This window comes from Streptomyces sp. NBC_00691 (assembly GCF_036226665.1).
Taxonomy (GTDB): domain Bacteria; phylum Actinomycetota; class Actinomycetes; order Streptomycetales; family Streptomycetaceae; genus Streptomyces.
Map to the genome: position 1 here is coordinate 1,144,971 of NZ_CP109007.1, position 21,608 is coordinate 1,166,578.

A 21,608-nucleotide genomic window follows, 5' to 3' on the forward strand; every position below is an offset into this window, starting at 1 on the left:
CGCATGTGAGATCCGAATCTTCGTCTTCTTCCGGACTACTTCGGGGAGTCGCAGCCGTGATCAGCGAGCCGAGCAGGTATTACGCGGTGGAGCTTCAGGCTCTGCCGTCGCGGATCGGACAGATCCGCAGGATCGTGTCCGCGCATCTACGTCATTGGCAGCTCGACGCTTTGATCGACCATGCCGTGCTCGGGGTCACCGAGCTTCTGACGAACGTCCACCGGCACGCCCAGCCGGACAAGCGGTGCACCGTCGAGATCGAGCTGCTGCTCGACCGTCTCACGGTCTCCGTCCGGGACCACGACCCCCGCATACCGGAGGCCGTCCGCTGCCAGGACCCGCTCGACGCGTACGACACGGGCGACGGCTGCGAGGAACTGGCCACCTCCGGCCGGGGCCTCGCCATCGTCGGTGCGGTCAGCGAGAGTTGGGGTGTCCGCCCGTGCGGGGCCGACGGCAAGGTGGTGTGGTTCACGCTCGCCGCGCCGCCGCCCGCCGTCCCGGTCGAGACGCGTTCCCGCATCGCGTACGGCTCCGCCGCCGAGGTCCCGCTCCGCGGGTACGCGCCGTTCCCCGGCGTTCCGCTCAGCACGCCGGCCGAACCGGCCGCCGTCCCGGTTCTCGAACCCGTGCTCGCGCCGGCCCCTGCCGTGGTCGTGGCCACGGCCCACCGGGTGCCGGCGGGCCGCGCGGGCTGACGGGGCGACCCGGACGGGACCGCCCCGGCCCTCCCTCACTCCGTGGCGATCGCCCGGAGGATCTCCAGACGGGCCGCCCGGCGCGCGGGCCGCAGCGCAGCCACGGCCCCGGCGACCAGACCCACCAGGGCCACCGTCGCCAGCTGCACCGCCGGTACGGCGAAGGCGAACGCGCTGTCGCCCGATCCCTCCGAAGCGCGGACCAGCACCCAGCCGAGGAAGCCGCCGAGGACGAGTCCGCCGAGCGTGCCGAACGCCGCCACCAGCACCGACTCCCAGCGGACCATGGCCCGCAGCTGTGCCCGGGTCTGTCCGACGGCCCGCAACAGGCCCAGTTCACGTGTCCGTTCGTGCACGGACAGGGTCAGGGTGTTCGTGATGCCGAGCAGCGCGATCAGGACGGCGAGCGCGAGGAGCGCGTACACGAGGGTGAGCATCATGTCGATGCCGGCCGCCGAGGACTCCGCGTACTCCTCCCTGGTCTGCACCTCGGGCTGCCCGTAGCGGTCCGCCACCCGCGTCACGGCCGCCTTGCCCTCCTCGGTGCCGACCCCGTCGGCGAAGGAGACGGCGACCAGCGTGTCGGAGTCCTGGGTGCGGTGCGGGGCCCAGGCCTCGCGGGTGACGAGATAGTCGCCGGCCAGGTCGGAGCGCTCGTAGACCGCACGGACGGTGAAGGTGTGCCGGGTGCCGTCCGTGAAGGTGAGCTCGGTCGTCCGCCCGGGGGCAAGGCCCGCGGAGGCCGCCTCGTCGGCGGCGACGGCGAGGCCGTCCGTACCGAGTGCGGCGAGGGAGCCCCGTACCCCGCCCAGGTCGAGCGTCCGGGAGAGCGCGGCCGGGTCGGTGACGGTCAGGGCGCGGCCCCGGCCGTCCACCGACGCCACCCCGCGCCCCAGGCCCACGGCGGTGTCCACCTCGGGCAGCGCGCCGACGGCCGGCGCGAGGCGCGGGCTGAGCCCCGCGCCGCCGGCGCCGAACGTGGCGCCGCTGATGGCCACGTCACCGGCGAAGGAGCGGTCGACCGTGCGGTCCATGGTCGCCTTGAGGGAGGCGCCGAAGACCGTGAAGAGGGTGACCACCGCGACGCCGACCATCAGGGCGGTCGCGGTCGCCGCCGTACGCCCCGGGCTGCGCAGGGCGTTGCGGCGTGCGAGGCCTCGGTTGGCGCCGCGCAGAGGGCGGCCCAGGACCCTTACGGCGACCGAGGCGGCCACCGGGCCGAGGACCACGAACGCGGCGACGGCGAGCGCCGCTCCGGTCGCGGCGAACCACAGTGAGGGGGTGCCCATCACACCGGCGAGGACCGTGCCGACCGCGACGGCGAGCAGGACCCCGCCGGTCACCCCGCGCGCGCGTGACGTGCCGGAGGCATCCACCTGCGTCTCACGGAGCGCGGCGAGCGGGGCCGTCCGCCCGGCCCGTACGGCGGGCAGGAGCGCGGAGCCGGCGCAGACCGCGAGGCCGACGGCGAGCGGCAGCACGAGGGAGGTGCCGGCCACGACCAGGTCGCCCTCGGGGAAGGGGAAGCCGATGGCGGGGAAGAGGGCCTGGAGCCCCGCCGCCACGCCGATCCCGGCGAGCAGTCCGGCGAGGGAGGCCAGCAGACCGACGGTCAGGGCCTCCGCGAGGGTGCCGGTGACGACCTGGCGCCGGGCGGCGCCGATCGCGCGGAGCAGGGCGTTCTCGCGGGTCCGCTGGGCGACGAGCACGGCGAACGTGTTGTGGATGCTGAAGACGGAGACGAGCACCGCGACGCCGCTGAACACCAGCAGGAAGGTCGTGAAGAGGCTGAGGAAGCGGCCGGAGACCATCTCGGTGTTCTCCTCGGCGGCGCGCTGCCCGGTGATCGCCTCGACGTCGTCGGGGAGCGCGGGGGCGAGGGCGGCGACCAGTTCCTCCTGGGAGACGCCGGGCCCGGCCCGTACGGCGATGCTCGTCGCCTCGCCGGGGCGTGCCGTCAGGTACCGCTCGGCGTCGGCGCGGGTCAGACCGGTCCAGGTGACCTGGCCCATGCCGTCCGCGCCGCCGAAGGTGGCGAGGCCGACGACGGTGACCCGCACCGGGTCGGGGGTGCGCAGGACGGTCGTGTCGCCCAGGGAGAGGCCCGCGGCCTTCGCGGCACCCCGGTTGAGGACGGCCTCGCCGGGGGTGGTCGGCGCACGGCCTTCCGCGAGCTTGTACGGGTTGAGGGCCGGGTCCTCGATCCAGTTCCCGGCGAGGGTGGGCGGTCCCTTGCCGCCGACGGGGGTGCCGTCGGCGGCGAGGAGCTGGCCGGCGCCCTCGATCCGGGGCGCGGCCGCGGCGACCCCGGGCACGCGCGCGAGGCGCTCGGCGAGGTCCGCGTCGACGGGACCCCGGGTGCCCTGGGCGTCGCCTGAGGCCGTCACCGTGACGGCGCTGCGGACGACCGCGTCGGTGCCGCGGCTCGCGCCGGTGAACATCGAGTCGAAGCTCGCGCGCAGGGTGTCGCCCATGACGAGGGTGCCGGTGAGGAAGGCGACGCCGAGGAGGACGGCGACGAAGGTGCCGAGGAACCGGCGCCGGTGGGCGCCGAGGGAGGACCGGGCGAGGCGGAGCGAGGCGGGGGCGGAGGGAGTTCTCATGGGGACACGCCTCCGGTGGTGAGCGCCGTCGGGTGGCCGTCGGCCGGGCCGGGGCCCGTCGCGCGCGAACCGGCCGGACGTCCGCCGCTCGCGGGGGCCCCGGCCCCCGTCGTCGTCTCGAACGCCTTCATGCGGTCGAGGACGCGGTCCGCCGTGGGGGCCGTCATCGTGTCGACGAGCCGGCCGTCCGCGAGGAAGATCACCTCGTCGGCGTGGGCGGCGGCGACCGGGTCGTGGGTGACCATGACGACCGTACGGCCGGTCTCGCTCACCGTACGGCCGAGCAGGCGCAGCACCTCCTCGCCGGAGCGCGAGTCGAGGTTGCCGGTCGGTTCGTCGGCGAAGACGACGTCCGGGTCCCCGGCGAAGGCGCGGGCGACGGCCACGCGCTGCTGCTGTCCGCCGGAGAGTTCGCTCGGCCGGTGGTGGAGGCGGTCGCGGAGCCCCACGGTGTCGACGATCCGGTCGAAGCTCTCCGGGTCGACCCTGCGGCCGGCGAGGTCGAGCGGCAGGGTGATGTTCTCGGCGACGGTGAGGGTCGGCAGCAGGTTGAAGGCCTGGAAGACGAAGCCGATCCGGTCGCGGCGCAGCAGCGTCAGACGACGGTCGTCGAGCGTGGCGAGGTCGGTGGCGCCGAGGAGGGCGGCGCCGGAGGTGAGGGTGTCGAGCCCGGCGGCGCAGTGCATGAGGGTGGACTTGCCGGAGCCCGAGGGGCCCATGACGGCGGTGAAGCGGCCTACGGGGAAGTCGACGCTCACCCCGTCCAGGGCCCTGACCTCCGTGTCGCCACGGCCGTAGACCTTGACGGCGTCGACGACACGGACGGCGGCGGGGCCGGCCGCGGGCGCGGTCCGGAGGTGCTTCTCTGTGGTGGTCATGCCCGGCGTCCCTTGGCGTCGGTACGGCGGCCGAACTGCTCCTCGAGCACGGTCAGCCGGCGCCAGTACTCGTCCTCGTCGATCTCCCCGGCGGCGAAGCGGTGGCCGAGGAGGGCGATGGGCGAGCTGTCGTCGGGGCCCTCGGTCCGGCCGGGGCCGACGTCGCGCCACGGGCTGCGGCCGCGGCGCCATCCGGCGCGGCGGGCGACCGTGACGGCGCCGACGATCACCGCCGCCCAGACGAGGGGGAAGAGGAGGACCCACGGGCCGGGGCCCGCGTGGGCGAGTGTGTTCATGGGATTCAGCTCCTTCGTCAGTGGTTCGAGACTCCCTCCGGAGGGGGGCCGGGCGCGTCGTACGGGCAGCGGCATCGCACGTACGACGGCGGGAGTACGTGGTGGCTCCGCCCCTCCTTCCGTTCTGTACCTACTGGTATGTACAGTGCGGTCATGAACACCTCCGAGCGGCTGATCGAGGCGACCCGCGAGCTCCTGTGGGAGCGCGGGTACGTGGGCACCAGCCCGAAGGCCGTGCAGCAGGCGGCGGGGGCGGGCCAGGGCAGCATGTACCACCACTTCGCGGGCAAACCCGACCTGGCGCTCGCCGCGATCCGGCGGACGGCCGAGGAGCTGGGTGCCGCCGCCGAGGCCGTCCTGGGCGGCGACGGCACGGCGTACTCCCGCATCGAGGCCTATCTGCTGCGCGAGCGGGACGTCCTGCGGGGCTGCCCGGTGGGACGGCTGACGATGGATCCCGAGGTCGTCGCCGATCCCGTGCTGCGCGCACCGGTCGACGAGGTGCTCGGACGCCTGCGGACGCGCCTCGCGGAGGTTGCCCGGGAGGGCCTGGAGAAGGGCGAGCTGAGCACCGCCCTCGACGCGGAGGACATCGCCGCGACGGTCCTGGCGACCGTGCAGGGCGGATACGTGCTGGCGCGCGCGACGGGGACGCGGGAGCCCTTCGACAGCGCGGTCCGCGGACTGTTGAGCCTGCTCGCCCCCGGTACCGGCACCGGCTGAACAGATCTTCCGCGAGGGGAGAGAGGAGCCTTCCGTGCACGCCATGCAGTACGAGATCACGCTGCCCGCCGACTACGACATGGGGATCATCCACGAGCGGGTGGCGACGAGGGGCCATCTGCTCGACGCCTTCCCCGGACTCGGTCTGAAGGCGTACCTGGTGCGGGAGCGCGGGGACGCGTCGCCGGTCAACCAGTACGCGCCGTTCTATCTCTGGGCCACCCCCGAGGGCGTGAACTCCTTCCTCTGGGGCCCGGGCTTCCAGGGCATCGTGAACGACTTCGGCCGGCCCGTGGTGCAGCACTGGACGGGCCTGTCGTACGAGGAGGGGCCCGCGTCCGGCGCGGTGCCGGGAACCGCGACGCGGCGCAGGACACCGCTCGGGGAAGCCGGGGAAGGGGTCCCGCCCGGCGAGGCCGTGGCGGACGCGGTGGCCCGGCACGCGCGCGAGGCGCGGCGGGAGGGGGTGGTGGCCTCCTCCCTGGCGATCGATCCGCGCCACTGGGAGCTGCTCACATTCACCCTGTGGGCCGGTGCGGAAGGGCCCGACGGTGCGGAAGTGGCCACCGAGGCGGAAGCGCCCGCCGGTGAGGGCGAGCGCTTCCGGTCCTGTATGTCTCCGCGCCGGAGCGGGGGCGGTTGGGGGCGGGACGGCAGTGGTGAGCCGGGACCCGACGGCCCCGGCTCGGCCGGTCCATGGGCCGTCGGCCCCGCGCCCGAGGAATCAGGCGACGGCGACGAGCGTCAGGTAGGCCATGCCGAGCACGCGCCGGTAGCCGTTCACCCACGTCGAGCGCTGCCGGTCGACGCGCTCGCGGGTCTCGGCGGCGAGCGGGTGACCGGGGTGGGCGGCGAGCCAGAGTTCGGTGTCGTACCGGTAGCCCGACTCGAACTCCTCCCACTCCTCCGCGGTAGCCGTCTCGATCCACGCGGGACGGAATCCCGCCTCGACCGCGAGGTCGACGAGCGTACCGAGGGACGTGTGCTCCCCCTCGTTCGCGCCCGGCCACATCCCGGCCAGTTCCTCGTCCGTGGGCGTGCGGTCCCAGAAGCACTCCCCGAGCACCACATGTCCTCCGGGCCTGACGAGGCGGCGGAGTTCGCGCAGCGCGGCGGAGAGGTCGTGCGGCTGCTCGGGGTCCAGGAGAGCCTGGCTCGATCCGTGGCAGAGGACCACGTCGACCGGTCCCCGGCCGGTAGCGAACGCCGACTCCTCGACGAACTCGACACGGTCGGCGAGGCCACGGGCCTCGGCCAGGGCCCGGCCGCGGGCCAGGTCCTCACCGTTGATGTCGATCCCCGCACCCTTGGCCGCCGGTGCGGCCTCGACGACGCGGAGCAGCAACTCGCCCCAGCCGCAACCGATGTCGAGCACATCGGCGGGCTCGACGGCGGCGAGCCGCGCGACCATACGGGTCGCCCGGGCCTCGGAGAGCGGGCTGTGGAAGGTGAGGCTGCCGAGACGCGGAGGAAGGTCGGATTCAGAAGTGATCATGAGGGGGAACGGTACGTCGTACGACCTGCGGGGGCCAGAGGGTTCCGGCCGCCCGGGGAGCACCGGGGGGTCGTCCCCTCGGCGTCGCGACGGCGACACCGGGCTCTCGACTCGTCGGCGTCGTGGTGACACCGGGCCTCCGTCCTGTCGGCGTCGTGGTGACACCGGGCCTTGCACCCGTCGGCGTCGTGGTGATTTCGGCAAGAAGCCGTCACCGAGCCGTGAACTTTCTTCGGGACCCTGGGATTCGGACCGGCCGAGCCCGGCCCGGGGCAGATCGGATCGATGAGATCCGGTCGGTTCGTTCGGCACCGCGCCGTGCGCGCGCTTCTCATCGGGGGACACCATCATGAGCACCGTCCGCAGATCCGCCGTCGTTCTCGTCGCGCTCGCCGCCGTCACGCTCACCGCCTGCGGGCCCGGCGACGACGGAGCGGCAGCCGGTCCCGAGGCGCCGTCGGCGACTCCTTCGAAGCCCGTGACGCCGACGGGGGCGCCGACGGCGGCCCCCACGGGCACGCCGACCAAGGCTCCGACGAGCACTCCCGCGAAGCCCCCGGCCCCCTCGAAGCCGGCGTCGCCGTCGGTCGACCCCGACTACGACGTGTTCCCGTGCAGCACGTTCGACCTGACCTTCACCGCGACCCTGGCGGAGCCCACCACCAGCAGCTATCTGCTGAAGATCACCAACAAGGGCAGCAAGCCCTGCCGGGCCCTGGGACACCCCGTCGTCACCTTCGGCGACCTCGACGGGCACGCCGTCGAGCGCGGTCCGGCCCCCGGCATCGAGGACGCGATCCGGCTCGCGCCGGGACAGTCGGCGTACGCGGGGCTCATGGGCGGCCTCAAGGACGGCAAGGGCACGACCGTCCCCTCGATCGCGATGACGATGACCACCGACTCCGACCTGGAGCAGAAGCCGCTCAAGGCCTCGACCCCCGGCCTGTACGTGTCGCCCGGCAAGAACTCGGTGACCGCGTGGATGACGAACGCGGAGGACGCGCTCAGCCTCTAGCCTGGAAGACGTGTACACCACGCGCGTGTCCCAGCATGTCGACGCCCCGCCCTCGGCCGTCTACCGGGCCCTGCTCGATCCGGAGGCCGTCGCGCGCTGGCGCGTGCCGTACGGGATGACCTGCGAGGTGCACGAGTTCGACGCGCGTGAGGGGGGCGCCTTCCGGGTCTCCCTCACGTACGACACCGCGGACGGCACCGGCAAGTCGGGAGCCCGGACGGACACGTACCACGGGCGCTTCGTGGAGCTGCTTCCGGACGAACGCGTCGTCGAGATCACCGAGTTCGAGACCTCGGAACCGGGGCTCCAGGGCCCCATGACCCTCACCACGACCCTGATCGCCCTGGCGGGCGGCACGGAGGTGGTCCTCGTCCACGAGGGAGTGCCCGACGGCGTTGCCGCCGCCGACAACGAGGCCGGTACGCGGATGGCCCTGGAGCGGTTGGCCGCGCTGGCCGAGGGGCGGCCCGACCCGCAGGCGTGACGTCTGCCGGTGGAGCGCCCGGGTGCGTGACGCCCGCGGCGCCGACCGTCAGACGCGCTCGCGGGTCAGCGCCGCCAGCGGGTCGTCCAGGACCGGCTGCCACGCCAGCTCGGCGGCACCGACGAGGCTGTTGTGGTCCAGGGTGCAGGGGAGGATCGGCACCCCGCCGCTGCGGCCCCAGAGGCTGCGGTCGGCGACGACCGCGCGGAGGCGCTCCGGGTCCGCGTCGAGGAGCTCGCGGTGGAGGCCGCCGAGGATGATCCGGTCCGGGTTCAGGATGTTCACCAGGCCCGCGAGGCCGAGGCCCAGACGGTCGATCAGCTCCCCGACGGCGACCCGTACGCCCGGGTCGTCCGGGCTCGTGCGCAGCAGGTCGCGGGCCTGCTGGAGCAGGGACAGCTCGGGGCCCGGGGCGCGGCCCGCCGCCGTGAGGAAGGCGAGCGGGTCGGTCTCCACGTCCAGGCAGCCGCGGCTGCCGCAGTGACACGCGCGGCCCTCCGGGTTCACCGTGAGGTGGCCGACCTCCAGGGCGAGGCCGGCGCTTCCGGTGTGCAGGCGGCCGTCCAGGACGAGCGCGCCGCCGACGCCCCGGTGACCGGTGGCCACGCAGAGCAGGTCGCGGGCGCCGCGGCCCGCGCCGTGGCGGTGCTCGGCCAGGGCCGCGAGGTTCACGTCGTTGCCGGTGAAGGCGGGTCCGTCGATGCCGGCGGCCCGTACCCGCTCGGCGAAGATCTCCCGGACCTGCGCACCGGCGGGCCAGGCGAGGTGCAGCGGGTTCAGCGCGGTGCCCTCGGGCTCCGCCACCGCCGAGGGGGCGGCGAGTCCGGCGCCGACGCAGCGGCGGCCGCTCTCCCTGAGCAGGGTGACTCCGGCTTCGACGACCTCGCCGAGGACCTGGGCCGGGTCGGCGGAGACGGTGACGCAGCCGGGGACGGTGGCCACGATGGTGCCGCCGAGGCCGACGAGCGCTGCGCGGAAGCCGTCGGCGTGCACCTGGGCGGCGAGGGCGACGGGGCCCTTCTCGTCGACGGCGAGACGGTGGGAGGGGCGGCCCTGGGAGCCCGCGGCGGCACCGGGGTTGGAGTCCACGCGGATCAGGCCGAGGGCCTCCAGTTCGGCGGCGACCGCGCCGGCGGTGGCACGGGTGACGCCGAGTTCGGCGGTGAGGACGGCCCTGGTGGGAGCCCTGCCGGTGTGCACCAGCTCCAGTGCGGGGCCGAGCGCGTTGCGCCCCCTGTCCAGCCGTGTCCGGGTCGTCGTCGCCTTGCCGTTCATGGGGGCGAGTCTCCCATGATCGGAGGGTGGGGTGTTCCCCTGGGCGGCCCGCCCCGGAGGTCCGGGGCGTTCGCCGGGCGAGCGGCGTCCGCAGCCGCCGGACGGCGAGGCGAGGCCCCCGGCCTCACGGCTGGGGGACGCCCCGGGGCCGCCGTACGGCCGCGGCGTCATCGAGGGACAGCTCGGGCGAGGGCTGCGTCCTCGCCCGAGCCGGGTGGCATCAGGTCAGTGGGCGCCGAGGAAGGCACCCTCCGGGCCCTTCTCCCAGCCCTTCTCGTGACACGAGCCGGTGAAGATCGTTCCGTAGACGGCCGGAACGCCGGCCACCGAGCAGTGCGAGCTGAAGCCCGCGCCACCGGCGGAGAAGTACCCCGCCCCGAATCCGTCGTCGGCGAGCGCGGAACCGGCGCCGCCCAGCAGGATGCCCACGGCCAGGACGGAAGCGGCGAGAGAACGCATAGCTACTCCTCAAGATCTCGGAATGACGTGCCAGAAGGTGCCCGTCTGCCGGTCAAACGCCTTCGGAAAAGGCGAGACACGGCGTCTCACTCCAATGCCGAATCACCGGATCGCGGGGTCACGCCGACGCAGAAACGATGCTTTCCCGTAGCCCCTTGGGGAGCGGCCTCACTGCGATGACCTGGCGTTTGTCACCCGTACAGCGTCCTCGGCATCACCCTTCGGGGGTACGCCACCGAGGTGGGAGCGGTCGTCCCGGACGCCGGGCCGGACCGTGGCCGTGGGCGGCTTCGCGGGCGCGGCCGTTCGGTGGGCCGGGTGCCACGAGGCCGACGAGCCGGAGCTGCCCGCGGGGGCGACCGCCGCTCGCTTGATTACGGCCGGGAGATCCCCCTATCCTGAGTTTGTGCCGCTACTAAACAAAGTACGGACGGCCGTTCCGGGGGGCTCCGGCGGAGACACCGCCACCCACTCCCTGTCCCGCCTCCGCGTCGCCCTGACCCTCTTCTTCGCTCTCGACGGTTTCCTGTTCGCCGGCTGGGTCGTCCGGATCCCCGCCGTCAAGCAGCAGACCGGCGCCTCGGCCGGCGACCTCGGCCTCGCCCTGCTCGGGGTGTCCGCCGGCGCCGTCGTCACCATGACACTGACCGGGCGGCTCTGCCGTCGGTACGGCCCCCATGTCGTCACCGTCGCCACCGCCGTACTCCTGTCGCTGTCGGTGGCCCTGCCGGCCCTCACCCGGTCGCCGCTCGCCCTCGGTCTCGTCCTGCTCGTGTTCGGCGCCGCGTACGGCGGGATCAACGTCGCCATGAACAGCGCCGCCGTGGATCTCGTGACCGCGCTCCGGCGGCCCGTGATGCCCAGCTTCCACGCGGCGTTCAGCCTCGGCGGCATGATCGGGGCGGGGCTCGGCGGACTGCTCGCCGGCGGACTGCCCCCGACCACCCATCTGCTGGGGCTGACCGTGGTGGGACTGGCGCTCACCGCTGTCGCCGGGCCCGTCCTCCTGCGTCACCCCTCCCCCGCCCCGGCACCCGAATCCCTGGCACCCGTGGCCAGGACGAAGGGCGGGCCGTCCGGCGGGTCCCGGCGCGTCGTCCTCGTCTTCGGCGTGATCGCGCTGTGCACCGCGTACGGCGAAGGGGCACTCGCCGACTGGGGCGCCCTCCACCTGGAGCAGGACCTCGGCGCGCACCCGGGGGTGGCCGCCGCCGGGTACTCCGTGTTCGCGCTGACCATGACCGCCGGGCGCCTCTCCGGCACCGCCCTCCTCGAACGGCTCGGCCAGACCCGGACCCTGGTCCTCGGCGGCGCCACGGCCGCCGCCGGCATGGTGCTCGGCGCGCTCGCACCGAGCGTCTGGGCCACGCTGCTCGGCTTCGCGATCACCGGTCTCGGGCTCGCCAACATCTTCCCCGTCGCCGTGGCCCGCGCCGGTGCCGTCGCCGGTCCCGGCGGGGTGGCGACCGCGTCCACGCTCGGATACGGCGGCATGCTGCTCGGCCCGCCGTCGATCGGGTTCCTCGCCGACTGGTTCTCGCTGCCGGTGGCGCTCACCACCGTCGCCGCACTGGCCGCGGGTGCCGCGGCCATGGGCTACTGGGCGCGGAACGCCGGTTCTTCCCGGGCGAGTTGAGCCCCCGGCGCGTCCACGGCTGCGAGAATGCGCCCATGGACGCGTCGCATGCGGGAACGCCGAAGGTCGCCGAGTACATCGACGCCCTGGAGATCGCCGGCCGGCGCCTCGCCGCGGCGGCGGCCGAGGCCGGGCCGGACGCGGAGGTGCCGACCTGCCCCGGGTGGCGGATCCGGGACCTCCTCCGGCACACCTCGATGGTGCACCTCTGGGCCACGGATCTCGTGGTCCAGGCGCACACCACGTACCAGCCGGGCGGCGGCGAGACCTCGCTCGACGGCGAGGAGCTCCTGACCCACTTCCGCGAGGGGCACGCGGGCCTGGTCGCGGCCCTCCGGGAGGCGCCGGAGTCCCTGGAGTGCTGGACCTTCCTGCCCACCTCCTCGCCGCTCGCCTTCTGGGCTCGGCGTCAGGCGCACGAGACCACCGTCCACCGCGCGGACGCCGAGTCGGCGCTCACGGCGGGGCCGGGGGCGGTGGAGCCGTCCCTCGCGGTCGACGGCATCGACGAGCTGCTGTTCGGTTTCCACGGACGGGGCCGCAGCCGGGTGCGGACGGCCGAGCCGCGGATCCTGAGGCTGCGGGCGACCGACACGGGCGACGCGTGGACCGTGCGACTCTCGGCCACCGAGCCGCCGCGGACCGAGCGGGACGACCGGGCGGCGGGGCCGGGGGACACCGAACTCGCCGGGGCCGCCGGCCGGCTGTACCTCGTGCTGTGGAACAGGCTGCCCGTCGACGCCGTGACCCTCACCGGCGACGAGGAACTCGCACGGGTGTGGCGCGAGACCTCCGGGATCACCTGGTCCTGAACCCGGTGCGGTTCAGGTCGCCCCGTCCAGCATCCGGATCAGCACGTCGCGCTGGAGGGGCCTGACCTCGGCGTGCCGGGCGAGGCCCTTCTCTGTGAGTCTCACCTGGACGCCGCGCCGGTCCTCGGCGCACATCCCCCGGACGACCAGGCCGTCCTTCTCCAGACGCGCGACCAGCCGGGACAGGGCGCTCTGGCTGAGATGGACCCGCCCGGCCAGCTCCTGGACGCGCCATGAGCAGGGGCCGCCCTCGGTCGCGCCCTCCGCGAGCACGTCGAGGACCTCGAAGTCGCTGGCGCCGAGGCCGTACGGATGGAGCGCCCGGTCGAGCTCACAGGTCGTACGGGCGTGCAGGGCGAGGACGTCACGCCACTCGTCCACGAGCGCGCGTTCGGACTTGTTCGCTGCCCTGGCCATCTACACCACCTGCGCCGCCACCGGCTTCTCGATGGGCCTGGTCCTGTCCGGGCTCCTCACCGAGCTGAGCTGGCGCTGGACGATGCTGCTCCCCGCCCCCGTCGCCCTGGTCGCCCTGGTCTTCGCGCTCCGCCTCATCCCGCACAGCCCCCGCGAGAACTCCTCCGGCGGCTACGACCTGCCGGGCGCCGTCACCGGCACGGCCGCGATGCTGCTGCTCGTCTTCACCGTCGTCCAGGCCCCCGAGGCGGGCTGGACCTCCGTGCGCACCCTGCTGTCCTTCGTGGTGGCCGCGGCCCTGCTCGTCTCCTTCGTCCTGATCGAGCGCCGCAGCGCGAGTCCCCTCGTACGCCTCGGAGTGCTGCGCTCCGGCTCACAGGTACGGGCCCAGCTCGGCGCGGCGGCGTTCTTCGGCTCGTACGTCGCCTTCCAGTTCATCGTGACCCAGTACATGCAGTCACTGCTCCACTGGTCCGCGCTCCAGACCGCGCTCGCCTTCCTGCCGGCGGGTGTGCTCGTGGCACTCTCCTCCACGAAGATCGGCGGCATCGTGGACCGCTTCGGTACCCCCCGGGTGATCGCCGTCGGCTTCACGCTGCTCGTCGTGGCGTACGCGCTGTTCCTGCGGATCTCCCTCACCCCGCAGTACGCCGCCGTCATCCTGCCGTCGATGCTGCTGCTCGGCGCGGCCTGCGCGCTGGTGTTCCCCTCGCTCAACATCCAGGCCACCAACGGGGTCGACGACCACGAGCAGGGCATGGTGTCGGGACTGCTCAACACCTCGATCCAGGTCGGCGGCGCGCTGTTCCTCGCCGTCGTCACCGCCGTCATCACCGCGGACGGCGGCGAGGGCACCGCCTCGCCGCAGGCGGTCCTGGACCACTTCCGTCCGGGACTGGCCGTGGTGACGGTCATCGCCCTGGCCGGGCTCCTCATCACCCTGCCGGGCCTCCGCGGGCGGCGGAGGCAGGACGGCGAGCCGTCGGTCGTCGTCGCCCGCTCCACACCGACGGGGTCGAGCGCCACGACCACCGGGACCGGTACGGCGGCCGAGAGCGCCCCGGCGAAGGTCGCGGTCCGCGACTAGGACCTGTCGTCCGCAGGTCCGGGCGGGGACGTTCGCGCCGAACCGGCTGTGCTCCGGCGGGCTCGCGGGGTCAGTCGAGCCATCCGGGGCGCACAAGGCCCGACTCATAGGCCAGCACGACGAGTTGGGCACGGTCGCGGGCGCCGAGTTTCACCATGGCACGGCTGACATGGGTCTTGGCGGTGAGGGGGCTGACGACCAGTCGGCGGGCGATCTCCTCGTTCGACAGGCCGATGCCCACCAGGGCCATCACCTCCCGTTCCCGCTCGGTCAGGGCACCGAGGGACTCCGTCGCCCCCGGAGCCTTGGAGCGGGCCGCGAACTCCTCGATCAGGCGGCGGGTCACGCCCGGGGAGAGCAGGGCGTCCCCGTGGACGACGGCGCGCACGGCCCGCAGCAGTTCCTCCGGCTCGGTGTCCTTGACCAGGAAGCCGGACGCGCCCGCGCGGATCGCCTCGAAGACGTACTCGTCGAGCTCGAAGGTGGTCAGCATGACGACGCGGACCTCGGCGAGGTCCGCGTCGTCCGTGATGCGGCGGGTCGCTTCGAGACCGTCGAGCCGCGGCATCCGGATGTCCATGAGGACGACGTCGGGCCGCAGGGCGCGCACCTGCTCCACGGCCTCGCCGCCGTCGGCGGCCTCCCCCGCGACCTCGATGTCCGGCTGGGCGTCGAGCAGCGCGCGGAACCCCGCCCGGACCAGCGACTGGTCGTCGGCGAGCAGCACTCGGATCACGGGGTCTCCTGCGGTGACGGGGGCTCTTCCTTGGGGGACGGGAGTACGGCGTGGACGCGGAAGCCGCCGTCGGGGCGGGCGCCCGCCTCGATGGTGCCACCGAGGGCCGCGGCCCGCTCCCGCATGCCGGCGAGTCCGTTGCCGCTGCCGCCCGCCTCGGTGCCGGTGGCCGGGCCGTCGTCGTCGACCGTCAGGTCCAGCTGCCCGGAGCCGTACCCGATCCGTACCCGGGCCGTACGCGAACCGGAGTGGCGCACCACGTTGGTGAGCGCCTCCTGCACGATCCGGAAGGCGGCGAGGTCCGCGCCGGGCGGCAGGCCGACACGCGGTCCGGCGGTCGCGACGGTGACGGTGAGGCCCGCGGCGCCGGCCTGCTCGACCAGTTCGGAGAGCCGGCCGAGTCCGGGGGCGGGCGCGCGCGGCGCGTCGCCGCGGGCACGGAGGGTGTCGAGGACCTGACGCACCTCGCCGAGCGCCTCCTTGCTGGCCGCCTTGATGGTGGTCAGCGCGGTGCGGGCCTGCTCGGGGTCGGAGTCAAGCAGGGCGAGGCCGACCCCGGCCTGCACGTTGATCACGGAGATCGAGTGGGCGAGCACGTCGTGGAGCTCCCGGGCGATGCGGAGCCGCTCCTCGTCGGCGCGCCGCCGCTCGGCGGCGGCCCGGTCGGCCCGTAGCTGCGCCCGCTGTTCGCGGCGGACGCGAACCGTCTCGGAGGCCGCCAGGACGGCGACGGCGAACGCGGCGGCGGGAAGCTCCTGCCCCCAGGGCGCCGGCCCGTCGCCCGCCGGGGGCAGCCAGCGGTAGAGCCAGTGCGAGAGCGCCAGATGGCCAGCCCAGAGCAGACCGAGGGCCCAGGCCGCCGCGGTCCGGTGCCCGTGCACGACGGCGGCGAAGCAGGCGACGGCGATCAGGACGAACACCGGGCCGTACGGGTAACCGGCCAGCAGATAGCCGAGGGTGACGGCCGCGACGCCGAACACCACGGGCACCGGCCACCGGTGACGGAACACCAGGGGGGCCGCTCCGAGGAGCAGCAGGACGCGACCGAGCGCGTCGAGGGCCTCCCGGTCGGGCTGGTTCCTCGCGGCGAACCCGGTCCCCGCCATGACGACCACGGCGATCAGCAGCGTCGACCGCCAGGGCAGGCCGCCGCCGGCATCTCCGCGCTGCCACCGGCCCCAGGCGCGGCCGGCCGGCCGCCCCGGGAGCTCGTCCGTCCGGAGCCGGTCGGTGCGGCGTTCGTCCGCGGGGTGCTCGTCCGTCCGATGGCCGTGCGACCGGCGCTCGCGCGACCGCCGCTCCCCCGGCCCGCGCGCCGGCCTCGCGTCGCCGCGCCCGCGCCCCTGTCCGCGCACGTGCCCGCGCCTCCGCTCCTGGTCCATGTCCGCCACGCTAACCGTGAGGGCCCGGCGGAGACGTCAGCCCGGCGGGGTGGTCACCCGTACTCCCGGCGGAGTAGGCCGCTCCCGTCCGTACGGGTGGGGCGGCGCTCCCGTCCGTACGGGTGGGGCGGCGCCCCCGTCGTACGGGTGGGGCGGCGCCCCCGTCGTACGGGTGCGGCCGTGGGTCAGCGACCGACCGTCCCGCCGGGGCGGGTGGGGGGCTCAGCCGCGCGGCAGCAGGCCCACGTCCTGGCCGAGGCGGCGGGCCGCGGTGGCGAAGAACGCGTCGCGGTCCTCGACGATGTTGTGGAAGTGGCCGAACACCTCGAAGGAGATCAGCCCGAAGAGCTGCGACCAGGCGGCCACCAGGGTGACCGCGAGGGCGGGCGGGAGGTCCGGGGCGATGTCGGCGGCCAGCCGGGCGGCCTCGGGACGGAGTCCTTCCGGGAGCGGGGGCAGGGCGACGCCCTCGCCGGCGTGGGCGCCGCGCACGGTCTCGATGAGGACGAGGCCGACGCGGGAGGCGGGGACGATCGTGTCCTGCGGCGCGCTGTAGCCGGGGACGGGGGAACCGTAGATCAGGGCGTACTCGTGGGGGTGGGCGACGGCCCAGGCGCGAACGGCCCGGCAGACGGCGGTCCACCGGTCGAGGGGGCGCTGCCCGGCCGCCTCGGCGGCGGCCTTCTCCGCCGTGGCGCCGATCGCGTCGTACGCGTCGACGATGAGGGCGGTGAGCAGGTCGTCGCGGCTCGGGAAGTAGCGGTAGAGCGCGGAGGAGACCATGCCCAGCTCGCGGGCGACCGCCCGCAGGGACAGCTTGGCGGCGCCCTCGGCGGCGAGCTGGGTGCGGGCCTCGTCCTTGATGGCGGCGGTGATCTCGATACGGGCGCGGGCGCGGGCTCCTCGAACGGTCGTCATGGAGAGCAGTGTGCCACTTTCAGATCGGCGATACGAAATGAGAGCAGTGCTCTTGCTTGCGAGCACCGATTCCGGCACACTCGAATCAAGCGAGAGCAGTGCTCACACTTTGCTCCCGCCGGCCACCGCACGGCACCGCCCCATCCCACAGGAGGAACCCATGTCCGCACGGCCCACCGGCTCCGGTCCCGCCGCCCACGTCATGAAGCCCGGCTGGTTCACCGTGAACGTCCTCAACCCCTCCGTCGCCTGGGCGACCCGCCGCGGCGTCAGCGTCTGGGGCTCCCGCGTGCTCGCCGTCCGCGGCCGCAAGAGCGGCGAGTGGCGCCGCACCCCCGTCAACCTCCTGACGGTGGACGGCGTGCGCTACCTCGTGGCCCCGCGCGGCCACGTCCAGTGGACCCACAACATGCGGGCCGCCGGCGGCGGGCAGCTGATCCTCGGCAAGGCCGTGCAGGACTTCACCGCCGTCGAGATCGCCGACGACGAGAAGCCCGCGCTGCTGCGCGCCTACCTCAAGCGCTGGAAGGCAGAGGTCGGCGTCTTCTTCGGGGGCGTCGGTCCCGACTCCACCGACGCGGAGCTGCGCGCCATCGCGCCGAAGCACCCCGTCTTCCGCGTCACGCCGACGGGCCCCACCACTCCCGCCGCGTGAAACCGGCCGGAGCGGCGGAGCCCGTCCGCTGCGCTCACTCCATGGATGTCCGGCGCGCCGGGCGCGCCGGTCCGAGGGGTCAGACCACTCCCGGGGACTCGGGCGCCTCCGGCTTCACGGAAGTGCCGGTCTCCGGGACGTCCTTCGCGTCGTCCCGCGCCTCCGCCCGCATGTCGGGCTTCGCCACCGCCCGCACCTCGGCCTGCGCCTCCGTGTCCGCGTCGGCCTCGGGCGCCGAGCGCTCGCCCTTGCCGACACCCCGGCCCGCCGGGCCGACGCCCGACGAGGTGTCCATGCGCTTGTCGAGGATCTCCAGGGCCCGCCGGGCCATGCCGTTCGAGCGGACCATGCCGCCGAGCGTCGCCGAACCCCGGGTGATGTCGGCGAACGCGTTCCAGGCGGGACGCAGCCCCGTCAGCGTCGCGTGCAGCAGCCCCGGCCGCCGCTCGAAGACGGCGAGCATCCGCCGGCCGACGGCCATCTCGACACCGAGCCCCGCCTTGATGGCGAAGGCGTAGTTCAGGGCCTGGCGCCGGGCGTCGACCGCGTCGTTGGCCTCGGCGACCCGCACCGCCCACTCGCCGGCCAGCCGGCCCGAGCGGAGCGCGTACGAGATGCCCTCGCGCGTCCACGGCTCCAGGAGTCCCGCCGCGTCACCGCAGACCAGGACCCGGCCGCGGGAGAGCGGCGAGTCGTCGGTGCGGCAGCGCGTCAGATGACCGGACGAGATCGTGGGCTCGAAACCGGACAGGCCGAGCCGGGCGACGAAGTCCTCCATGTACCGCTTGGTGGCGGCGCCCTCGCCGCGCGCCGAGATGACGCCGACCGTCAGGGTGTCCCCCTTGGGGAACACCCAGCCGTAACTGCCGGGCATCGGACCCCAGTCGATGAGGACGCGGCCCTTCCAGTCCTCGGCCACGGACGGCGGCACGGGAATCTCCGCCTCCAGCCCCAGGTCGACCTGGCCGAGCTTCACCCCGACGTGAGCACCTATCCGGCTGGCACTGCCGTCGGCGCCGACGACCGCGCGCGCGAGCACGGTCTCGCCGTCGGCGAGGACGACGGCGACGGTCCGCCGGTCCGGCACCGCCGGGCCGTGCTGCTCCACGCGGGTCACCGTGACCCCGGTCCGCAGCTCCGCGCCGGCCTTCTGGGCGTGCTCGACCAGCTGGGCGTCGAACTCCGGGCGGTTGATGAGCCCGAACAGCATCTTCCGCGAACGGCGGGTACGGGCGAAACGGCCGTCCAGGGAGAAGGTGACGGCGTGCACCCGGTCCTGGAGGGGCAGTTCGAAGCCGGGCGGGAGACAGTCGCGGGAGGGGCCGATGATGCCGCCGCCGCAGGTCTTGTACCGGGGCAGCTCGGACTTCTCCAGGAGCAGCACCCGTCGCCCCGCCACCGCAGCCGCGTAGGCCGCGGACGCGCCGCCGGGCCCGGCGCCGACGACCACGACGTCCCACACCTCGGTGTTCTCGCCGTCAGCTCCGTCCACGCCGTGCGGGGCCGTCACGGCCTCGGCGTCGGCGTCCGCGGTGTCCGAGGCCTCCTCCGACGGCGCTCCGTCGTGCGATACGTGGGACGCTCCGGCGCCCGTGACCTCGTCCGACATCTCGTCCGACACCGCGGCCGGCACCCCCTCCGTGATGCGCTCAGGAGCCGCGCCTTCGGGCGCGGTGTTCTCCGGACCGGCGTTCTCCGCTTGCTCGCTGCTCACGATGTGCTTCTGCTCCTGATCCGACCGGTGGTCTGCTCCTGACGCATCCTACGGCGCGGTAGCCAGAGGCCCGCGCCGTAGGATCGGCGGTGCGTTCGCCGTACCACGACATACGCCGAACGCCGTCCTTACGTCGTAAACGTCGCACCCATCAGGAGCGTGCCCATGACCTCGAATCCGATCGCCGAGACCGTCCGGTCCCTGATGCCCCGCGCCAAGGCCGAGCTCACGGAGCTGGTGGCCTTCGAGTCGGTGGCGGACGAGGCCGTGGCGCCCCGCGGCGAGTGCGAGGGCGCCGCGAACTGGGTCGCGGACGCGCTGCGCGCCGAGGACTTCCAGGACGTGGCGCTGCTCGACACCCCGGACGGCTCGCAGTCCGTGTACGGCGTCCTGCCCGGTCCGGCCGGCGCGCCCACCGTCCTTCTCTACGCGCACTACGACGTGCAGCCGAAGCTGGACGAGTCCGCCTGGCTGACCCCGCCGTTCGAGCTGACGGAGCGGAACGGTCGCTGGTACGGGCGTGGCGCGGCCGACTGCAAGGGCGGCTTCATCCTCCACCTGCTCGCGCTGCGCGCCCTCAAGGCGAACGGCGGCGTCCCCGTGACGGTCAAGATGATCGTCGAGGGTTCGGAGGAGCAGGGCACCGGCGGTCTCGAGCGGTACGCGGAGCAGCACCCCGAACTGCTCGTCTCCGACGCGATCGTGATCGGTGACGCGGGCAACTTCCGCGTGGGGCTGCCGACCGTGACCGCGACCCTGCGCGGCATGACGATGATCCGGGTGGCGATCGACACCCTGGAGGGCAACCTGCACTCCGGTCAGTTCGGCGGCGCCGCGCCGGACGCGCTGGCCGCGCTGATCCGCGTACTGGACTCGCTGCGCGGCCCGGACGGTTCCACCGTCATCGACGGGCTGCCGGGCGACCAGGTGTGGGAGGGGCTGCAGTACCCGGAGGAGGACTTCCGCCAGGACGCCAAGGTCCTCAGCGGAGTGGCCCTGCCGGGTGCCGGTACGGTCGCCGACCGGATCTGGGCGCGTCCCGCCGTCACCGTCATCGGCATCGACTGCCACCCGGTGGCCGGGGCGACCCCTTCGATCCCGTCGTCGGCACGCGCCCAGCTCAGCCTGCGGGTGCCGCCGGGCATGGACTCGGCCGAGGTGACGAAGCTGCTCTTCGCGCACGTCGAGAAGCACACGCCGTGGAACGCCCGGGTCTCCCTCGAGCAGGTCGGCCAGGGGCAGCCGTTCCAGGCGGACACGTCGAGCCCGGCGTACGCGTCGATGGCCGAGGCGATGCGGATCGCGTACCCCGGCCAGGAGATGCAGACGGCGGGCATGGGCGGCTCGATCCCGCTGTGCAACACGCTGGCCTCGCTGTACCCGGAGTCGGAGATCCTGCTGATCGGTCTGAGCGAGCCGGAGGCGCAGATCCACGCGCCCAACGAGTCCGTCTCGCCGGAGGAGCTGGAGCGGCTCTCGGTGGCGGAGGCGCTCTTCCTCCTCAACTACGCCCGCTCGAAGCAGAACTGACGTCCGGGCGCGTTCAGCGTTCGGCGAAGCTCGCCGAGAGCGTAGAAGCATGCGGCGGACCTGCGGAGATCCGTAGGTTCGCCGTATGGCATCCATCGAGCTCACCAGGGTCACCCCGCGACTGCACCTCCTCGACTACTCCATCGGCCAGGCCTACCTCTGGCAGGACGAGGAGGACCTGACCCTGATCGACGCAGGCTGGGCCGGCATGGCGGACGAGACGGCGGCGGCGATACGGTCCACCGGCCTGGACCCGGACCGGCTGGGCCGGATCGTGCTGACCCACTGCCACCGGGACCACGTGGGCGCGGCGCAGGAGCTGGCGGACCGGCACGGGGCCGAGATCCTCGCCCACCGGCTCGACGCGCCGGTGATCCGGGGCGTGGCGCCGGTGCCGGAACCGCACCTCCTGGACTGGGAGATCCCCCTCTTCGAGCACGGCGTGACCGCGCCCGAGGCGCCGCCGACCCGGGTCGACCGGGAGGTCGAGGACGGTGAAGTGCTCGACTTCGGCGGCGGCGCGGTGGTGGTGCACACCCCGGGCCACACGCCCGGTTCGATCGGCGTCCATCTGCCCCGCCACGGTGTGCTGTTCACCGGGGACACGGTGGCGTCGGTGCCGGACGTGATGTTCGGCGTGTTCCATGTCGACCGGGCGCTCGCGCGGGACTCGATGCGGCTGCTCGCGAAGCTGGGTCCTTCGGTGCTGTGCTGCGGTCACGGGGCGCCGGTGACCTCGGACACGGCGGCGCGGCTGACCGGGGCGGCGGCGACGGCCACGGCCTGAGGCGGGCG

At 74.1% G+C, this 21,608-nt stretch carries 20 protein-coding genes and 2 pseudogenes; 11 read left to right on the top strand and 11 right to left on the bottom strand.

Annotated elements, in window-relative coordinates; genetic code table 11:
* Window positions 1–56 precede the first annotated feature (56 nt).
* Entirely contained in the window at window positions 57–698 is a 642-nt protein-coding gene (locus OG392_RS04950) for an ATP-binding protein (protein WP_329276019.1), read from the top strand.
* A 35-nt stretch (window positions 699–733) separates the two neighbouring features.
* On the opposite strand, the gene OG392_RS04955 is transcribed toward OG392_RS04950, so the two are convergent.
* Genes OG392_RS04955 through OG392_RS04965 form a run of 3 tightly spaced genes read right to left on the bottom strand, consistent with a single transcriptional unit; the run spans window position 734 to window position 4,475 of the window.
* Window positions 734–3,301 carry an FtsX-like permease family protein gene (locus OG392_RS04955; protein WP_329276020.1) on the bottom strand — a complete coding sequence of 856 codons (2,568 nt, stop codon included), beginning with the start codon at window positions 3,299–3,301 and terminating at the stop codon, window positions 734–736.
* Window positions 3,298–4,179: an ABC transporter ATP-binding protein gene (locus OG392_RS04960; protein ID WP_329276022.1), complete on the bottom strand. Its 882-nt coding sequence runs from the start codon at window positions 4,177–4,179 to the stop codon at window positions 3,298–3,300. The genes OG392_RS04955 and OG392_RS04960 overlap by 4 nt, the downstream gene beginning before the upstream one ends.
* Window positions 4,176–4,475, bottom strand: coding sequence for an SHOCT domain-containing protein (locus OG392_RS04965; RefSeq protein WP_329276025.1), 300 nt, complete (start codon window positions 4,473–4,475; stop codon window positions 4,176–4,178). Before OG392_RS04965 ends, OG392_RS04960 begins: the two co-directional genes overlap by 4 nt.
* A 138-nt stretch (window positions 4,476–4,613) precedes the next feature.
* Between OG392_RS04965 and OG392_RS04970 the strand changes: the two genes are divergently transcribed.
* Entirely contained in the window at window positions 4,614–5,198 is a 585-nt protein-coding gene (locus OG392_RS04970) for a TetR/AcrR family transcriptional regulator (RefSeq protein WP_329276028.1), read from the top strand.
* A gap of 34 nt (window positions 5,199–5,232) precedes the next feature.
* A pseudogene (locus OG392_RS04975) lies at window positions 5,233–5,861 on the top strand (DUF4865 family protein).
* 61 nt (window positions 5,862–5,922) lie between these two features.
* On the opposite strand, the gene OG392_RS04980 reads toward OG392_RS04975, so the two are convergent.
* Complete coding sequence (locus tag OG392_RS04980) at window positions 5,923–6,693, bottom strand: SAM-dependent methyltransferase (protein ID WP_329276031.1); 771 nt, start codon at window positions 6,691–6,693, stop codon at window positions 5,923–5,925.
* A 349-nt stretch (window positions 6,694–7,042) separates the two neighbouring features.
* Between OG392_RS04980 and OG392_RS04985 the strand changes: the two genes are divergently transcribed.
* Window positions 7,043–7,708, top strand: coding sequence for a DUF4232 domain-containing protein (locus tag OG392_RS04985; protein ID WP_329276035.1), 666 nt, complete (start codon window positions 7,043–7,045; stop codon window positions 7,706–7,708).
* Window positions 7,709–7,718: 10 nt separating this feature from the next.
* Complete coding sequence (locus tag OG392_RS04990) at window positions 7,719–8,192, top strand: SRPBCC family protein (protein ID WP_329276038.1); 474 nt, start codon at window positions 7,719–7,721, stop codon at window positions 8,190–8,192.
* A gap of 48 nt (window positions 8,193–8,240) precedes the next feature.
* On the opposite strand, the gene OG392_RS04995 is transcribed toward OG392_RS04990, so the two are convergent.
* Together OG392_RS04995 and OG392_RS05000 are read right to left on the bottom strand one after the other, a co-directional pair.
* Window positions 8,241–9,467: an ROK family protein gene (locus OG392_RS04995; RefSeq protein WP_329276041.1), complete on the bottom strand. Its 1,227-nt coding sequence runs from the start codon at window positions 9,465–9,467 to the stop codon at window positions 8,241–8,243.
* A 225-nt stretch (window positions 9,468–9,692) separates the two neighbouring features.
* The gene (locus OG392_RS05000; RefSeq protein WP_055599491.1) at window positions 9,693–9,926 is read right to left on the bottom strand and encodes a hypothetical protein; all 234 of its coding nucleotides are present in this window, start codon (window positions 9,924–9,926) and stop codon (window positions 9,693–9,695) included.
* A gap of 406 nt (window positions 9,927–10,332) precedes the next feature.
* On the opposite strand from OG392_RS05000, the gene OG392_RS05005 reads away from it, so the two are divergent.
* Window positions 10,333–11,562: an MFS transporter gene (locus OG392_RS05005; protein ID WP_329276044.1), complete on the top strand. Its 1,230-nt coding sequence runs from the start codon at window positions 10,333–10,335 to the stop codon at window positions 11,560–11,562.
* A gap of 35 nt (window positions 11,563–11,597) precedes the next feature.
* Window positions 11,598–12,374 carry a maleylpyruvate isomerase family mycothiol-dependent enzyme gene (locus tag OG392_RS05010; protein ID WP_329276046.1) on the top strand — a complete coding sequence of 259 codons (777 nt, stop codon included), beginning with the start codon at window positions 11,598–11,600 and terminating at the stop codon, window positions 12,372–12,374.
* A gap of 12 nt (window positions 12,375–12,386) precedes the next feature.
* Here the strand turns inward: OG392_RS05010 and OG392_RS05015 are convergent, their stop codons facing one another.
* Complete coding sequence (locus OG392_RS05015) at window positions 12,387–12,791, bottom strand: MarR family winged helix-turn-helix transcriptional regulator (protein WP_329276048.1); 405 nt, start codon at window positions 12,789–12,791, stop codon at window positions 12,387–12,389.
* Here OG392_RS05015 and OG392_RS05020 point away from each other — a divergent pair.
* Window positions 12,781–13,878, top strand: a pseudogene (locus OG392_RS05020) (MFS transporter); the annotation flags it as partial. The gene OG392_RS05015 and the pseudogene OG392_RS05020 sit on opposite strands and share 11 nt — an antisense overlap.
* A gap of 70 nt (window positions 13,879–13,948) precedes the next feature.
* On the opposite strand, the gene OG392_RS05025 reads toward OG392_RS05020, so the two are convergent.
* The 3 genes from OG392_RS05025 to OG392_RS05035 all read right to left on the bottom strand — a co-directional run bounded on the left by OG392_RS05025 (window position 13,949) and on the right by OG392_RS05035 (window position 16,914).
* Window positions 13,949–14,614 (bottom strand): response regulator transcription factor, encoded by a 666-nt coding sequence (locus tag OG392_RS05025; RefSeq protein WP_329276049.1) that lies wholly within the window; start codon window positions 14,612–14,614, stop codon window positions 13,949–13,951.
* Window positions 14,611–16,005 (bottom strand): histidine kinase, encoded by a 1,395-nt coding sequence (locus tag OG392_RS05030; RefSeq protein WP_443054677.1) that lies wholly within the window; start codon window positions 16,003–16,005, stop codon window positions 14,611–14,613. Before OG392_RS05030 ends, OG392_RS05025 begins: the two co-directional genes overlap by 4 nt.
* 213 nt (window positions 16,006–16,218) lie before the next feature.
* Window positions 16,219–16,914, bottom strand: coding sequence for a TetR/AcrR family transcriptional regulator (locus tag OG392_RS05035; protein ID WP_329276051.1), 696 nt, complete (start codon window positions 16,912–16,914; stop codon window positions 16,219–16,221).
* 160 nt (window positions 16,915–17,074) lie between these two features.
* Between OG392_RS05035 and OG392_RS05040 the strand changes: the two genes are divergently transcribed.
* Window positions 17,075–17,569, top strand: a complete 495-nt coding sequence (locus OG392_RS05040; protein WP_329276054.1) for a nitroreductase family deazaflavin-dependent oxidoreductase — start codon at window positions 17,075–17,077, stop codon at window positions 17,567–17,569.
* 79 nt (window positions 17,570–17,648) lie between these two features.
* Here OG392_RS05040 and OG392_RS05045 read toward each other — a convergent pair whose 3' ends face one another.
* Window positions 17,649–19,283 (bottom strand): geranylgeranyl reductase family protein, encoded by a 1,635-nt coding sequence (locus OG392_RS05045; protein WP_329276055.1) that lies wholly within the window; start codon window positions 19,281–19,283, stop codon window positions 17,649–17,651.
* A gap of 165 nt (window positions 19,284–19,448) precedes the next feature.
* On the opposite strand from OG392_RS05045, the gene OG392_RS05050 reads away from it, so the two are divergent.
* Both OG392_RS05050 and OG392_RS05055 read left to right on the top strand, forming a co-directional pair.
* A complete protein-coding gene (locus OG392_RS05050) occupies window positions 19,449–20,813 on the top strand; it encodes a dipeptidase (protein ID WP_329276057.1) in 1,365 nt (454 codons plus the stop codon).
* Window positions 20,814–20,898: 85 nt separating this feature from the next.
* Window positions 20,899–21,600 carry an MBL fold metallo-hydrolase gene (locus OG392_RS05055; protein WP_443054678.1) on the top strand — a complete coding sequence of 234 codons (702 nt, stop codon included), beginning with the start codon at window positions 20,899–20,901 and terminating at the stop codon, window positions 21,598–21,600.
* Window positions 21,601–21,608 lie beyond the last annotated feature (8 nt).

Coding starts and splice junctions, on each gene's coding strand:
- OG392_RS04980 (WP_329276031.1), bottom strand. CDS start 6,693: ATGATCACTTCTGAATCCGACCTTCCTCCGCGTCTCGGCAGCCTCACC.
- OG392_RS05010 (WP_329276046.1), top strand. CDS start 11,598: ATGGACGCGTCGCATGCGGGAACGCCGAAGGTCGCCGAGTACATCGAC.
- OG392_RS04960 (WP_329276022.1), bottom strand. CDS start 4,179: ATGACCACCACAGAGAAGCACCTCCGGACCGCGCCCGCGGCCGGCCCC.
- OG392_RS05015 (WP_329276048.1), bottom strand. CDS start 12,791: ATGGCCAGGGCAGCGAACAAGTCCGAACGCGCGCTCGTGGACGAGTGG.
- OG392_RS05055 (WP_443054678.1), top strand. CDS start 20,899: ATGGCATCCATCGAGCTCACCAGGGTCACCCCGCGACTGCACCTCCTC.
- OG392_RS05050 (WP_329276057.1), top strand. CDS start 19,449: ATGACCTCGAATCCGATCGCCGAGACCGTCCGGTCCCTGATGCCCCGC.
- OG392_RS05000 (WP_055599491.1), bottom strand. CDS start 9,926: ATGCGTTCTCTCGCCGCTTCCGTCCTGGCCGTGGGCATCCTGCTGGGC.
- OG392_RS04985 (WP_329276035.1), top strand. CDS start 7,043: ATGAGCACCGTCCGCAGATCCGCCGTCGTTCTCGTCGCGCTCGCCGCC.
- OG392_RS05035 (WP_329276051.1), bottom strand. CDS start 16,914: ATGACGACCGTTCGAGGAGCCCGCGCCCGCGCCCGTATCGAGATCACC.
- OG392_RS04970 (WP_329276028.1), top strand. CDS start 4,614: ATGTACAGTGCGGTCATGAACACCTCCGAGCGGCTGATCGAGGCGACC.
- OG392_RS05040 (WP_329276054.1), top strand. CDS start 17,075: ATGTCCGCACGGCCCACCGGCTCCGGTCCCGCCGCCCACGTCATGAAG.
- OG392_RS04995 (WP_329276041.1), bottom strand. CDS start 9,467: ATGAACGGCAAGGCGACGACGACCCGGACACGGCTGGACAGGGGGCGC.
- OG392_RS04965 (WP_329276025.1), bottom strand. CDS start 4,475: ATGAACACACTCGCCCACGCGGGCCCCGGCCCGTGGGTCCTCCTCTTC.
- OG392_RS04955 (WP_329276020.1), bottom strand. CDS start 3,301: ATGAGAACTCCCTCCGCCCCCGCCTCGCTCCGCCTCGCCCGGTCCTCC.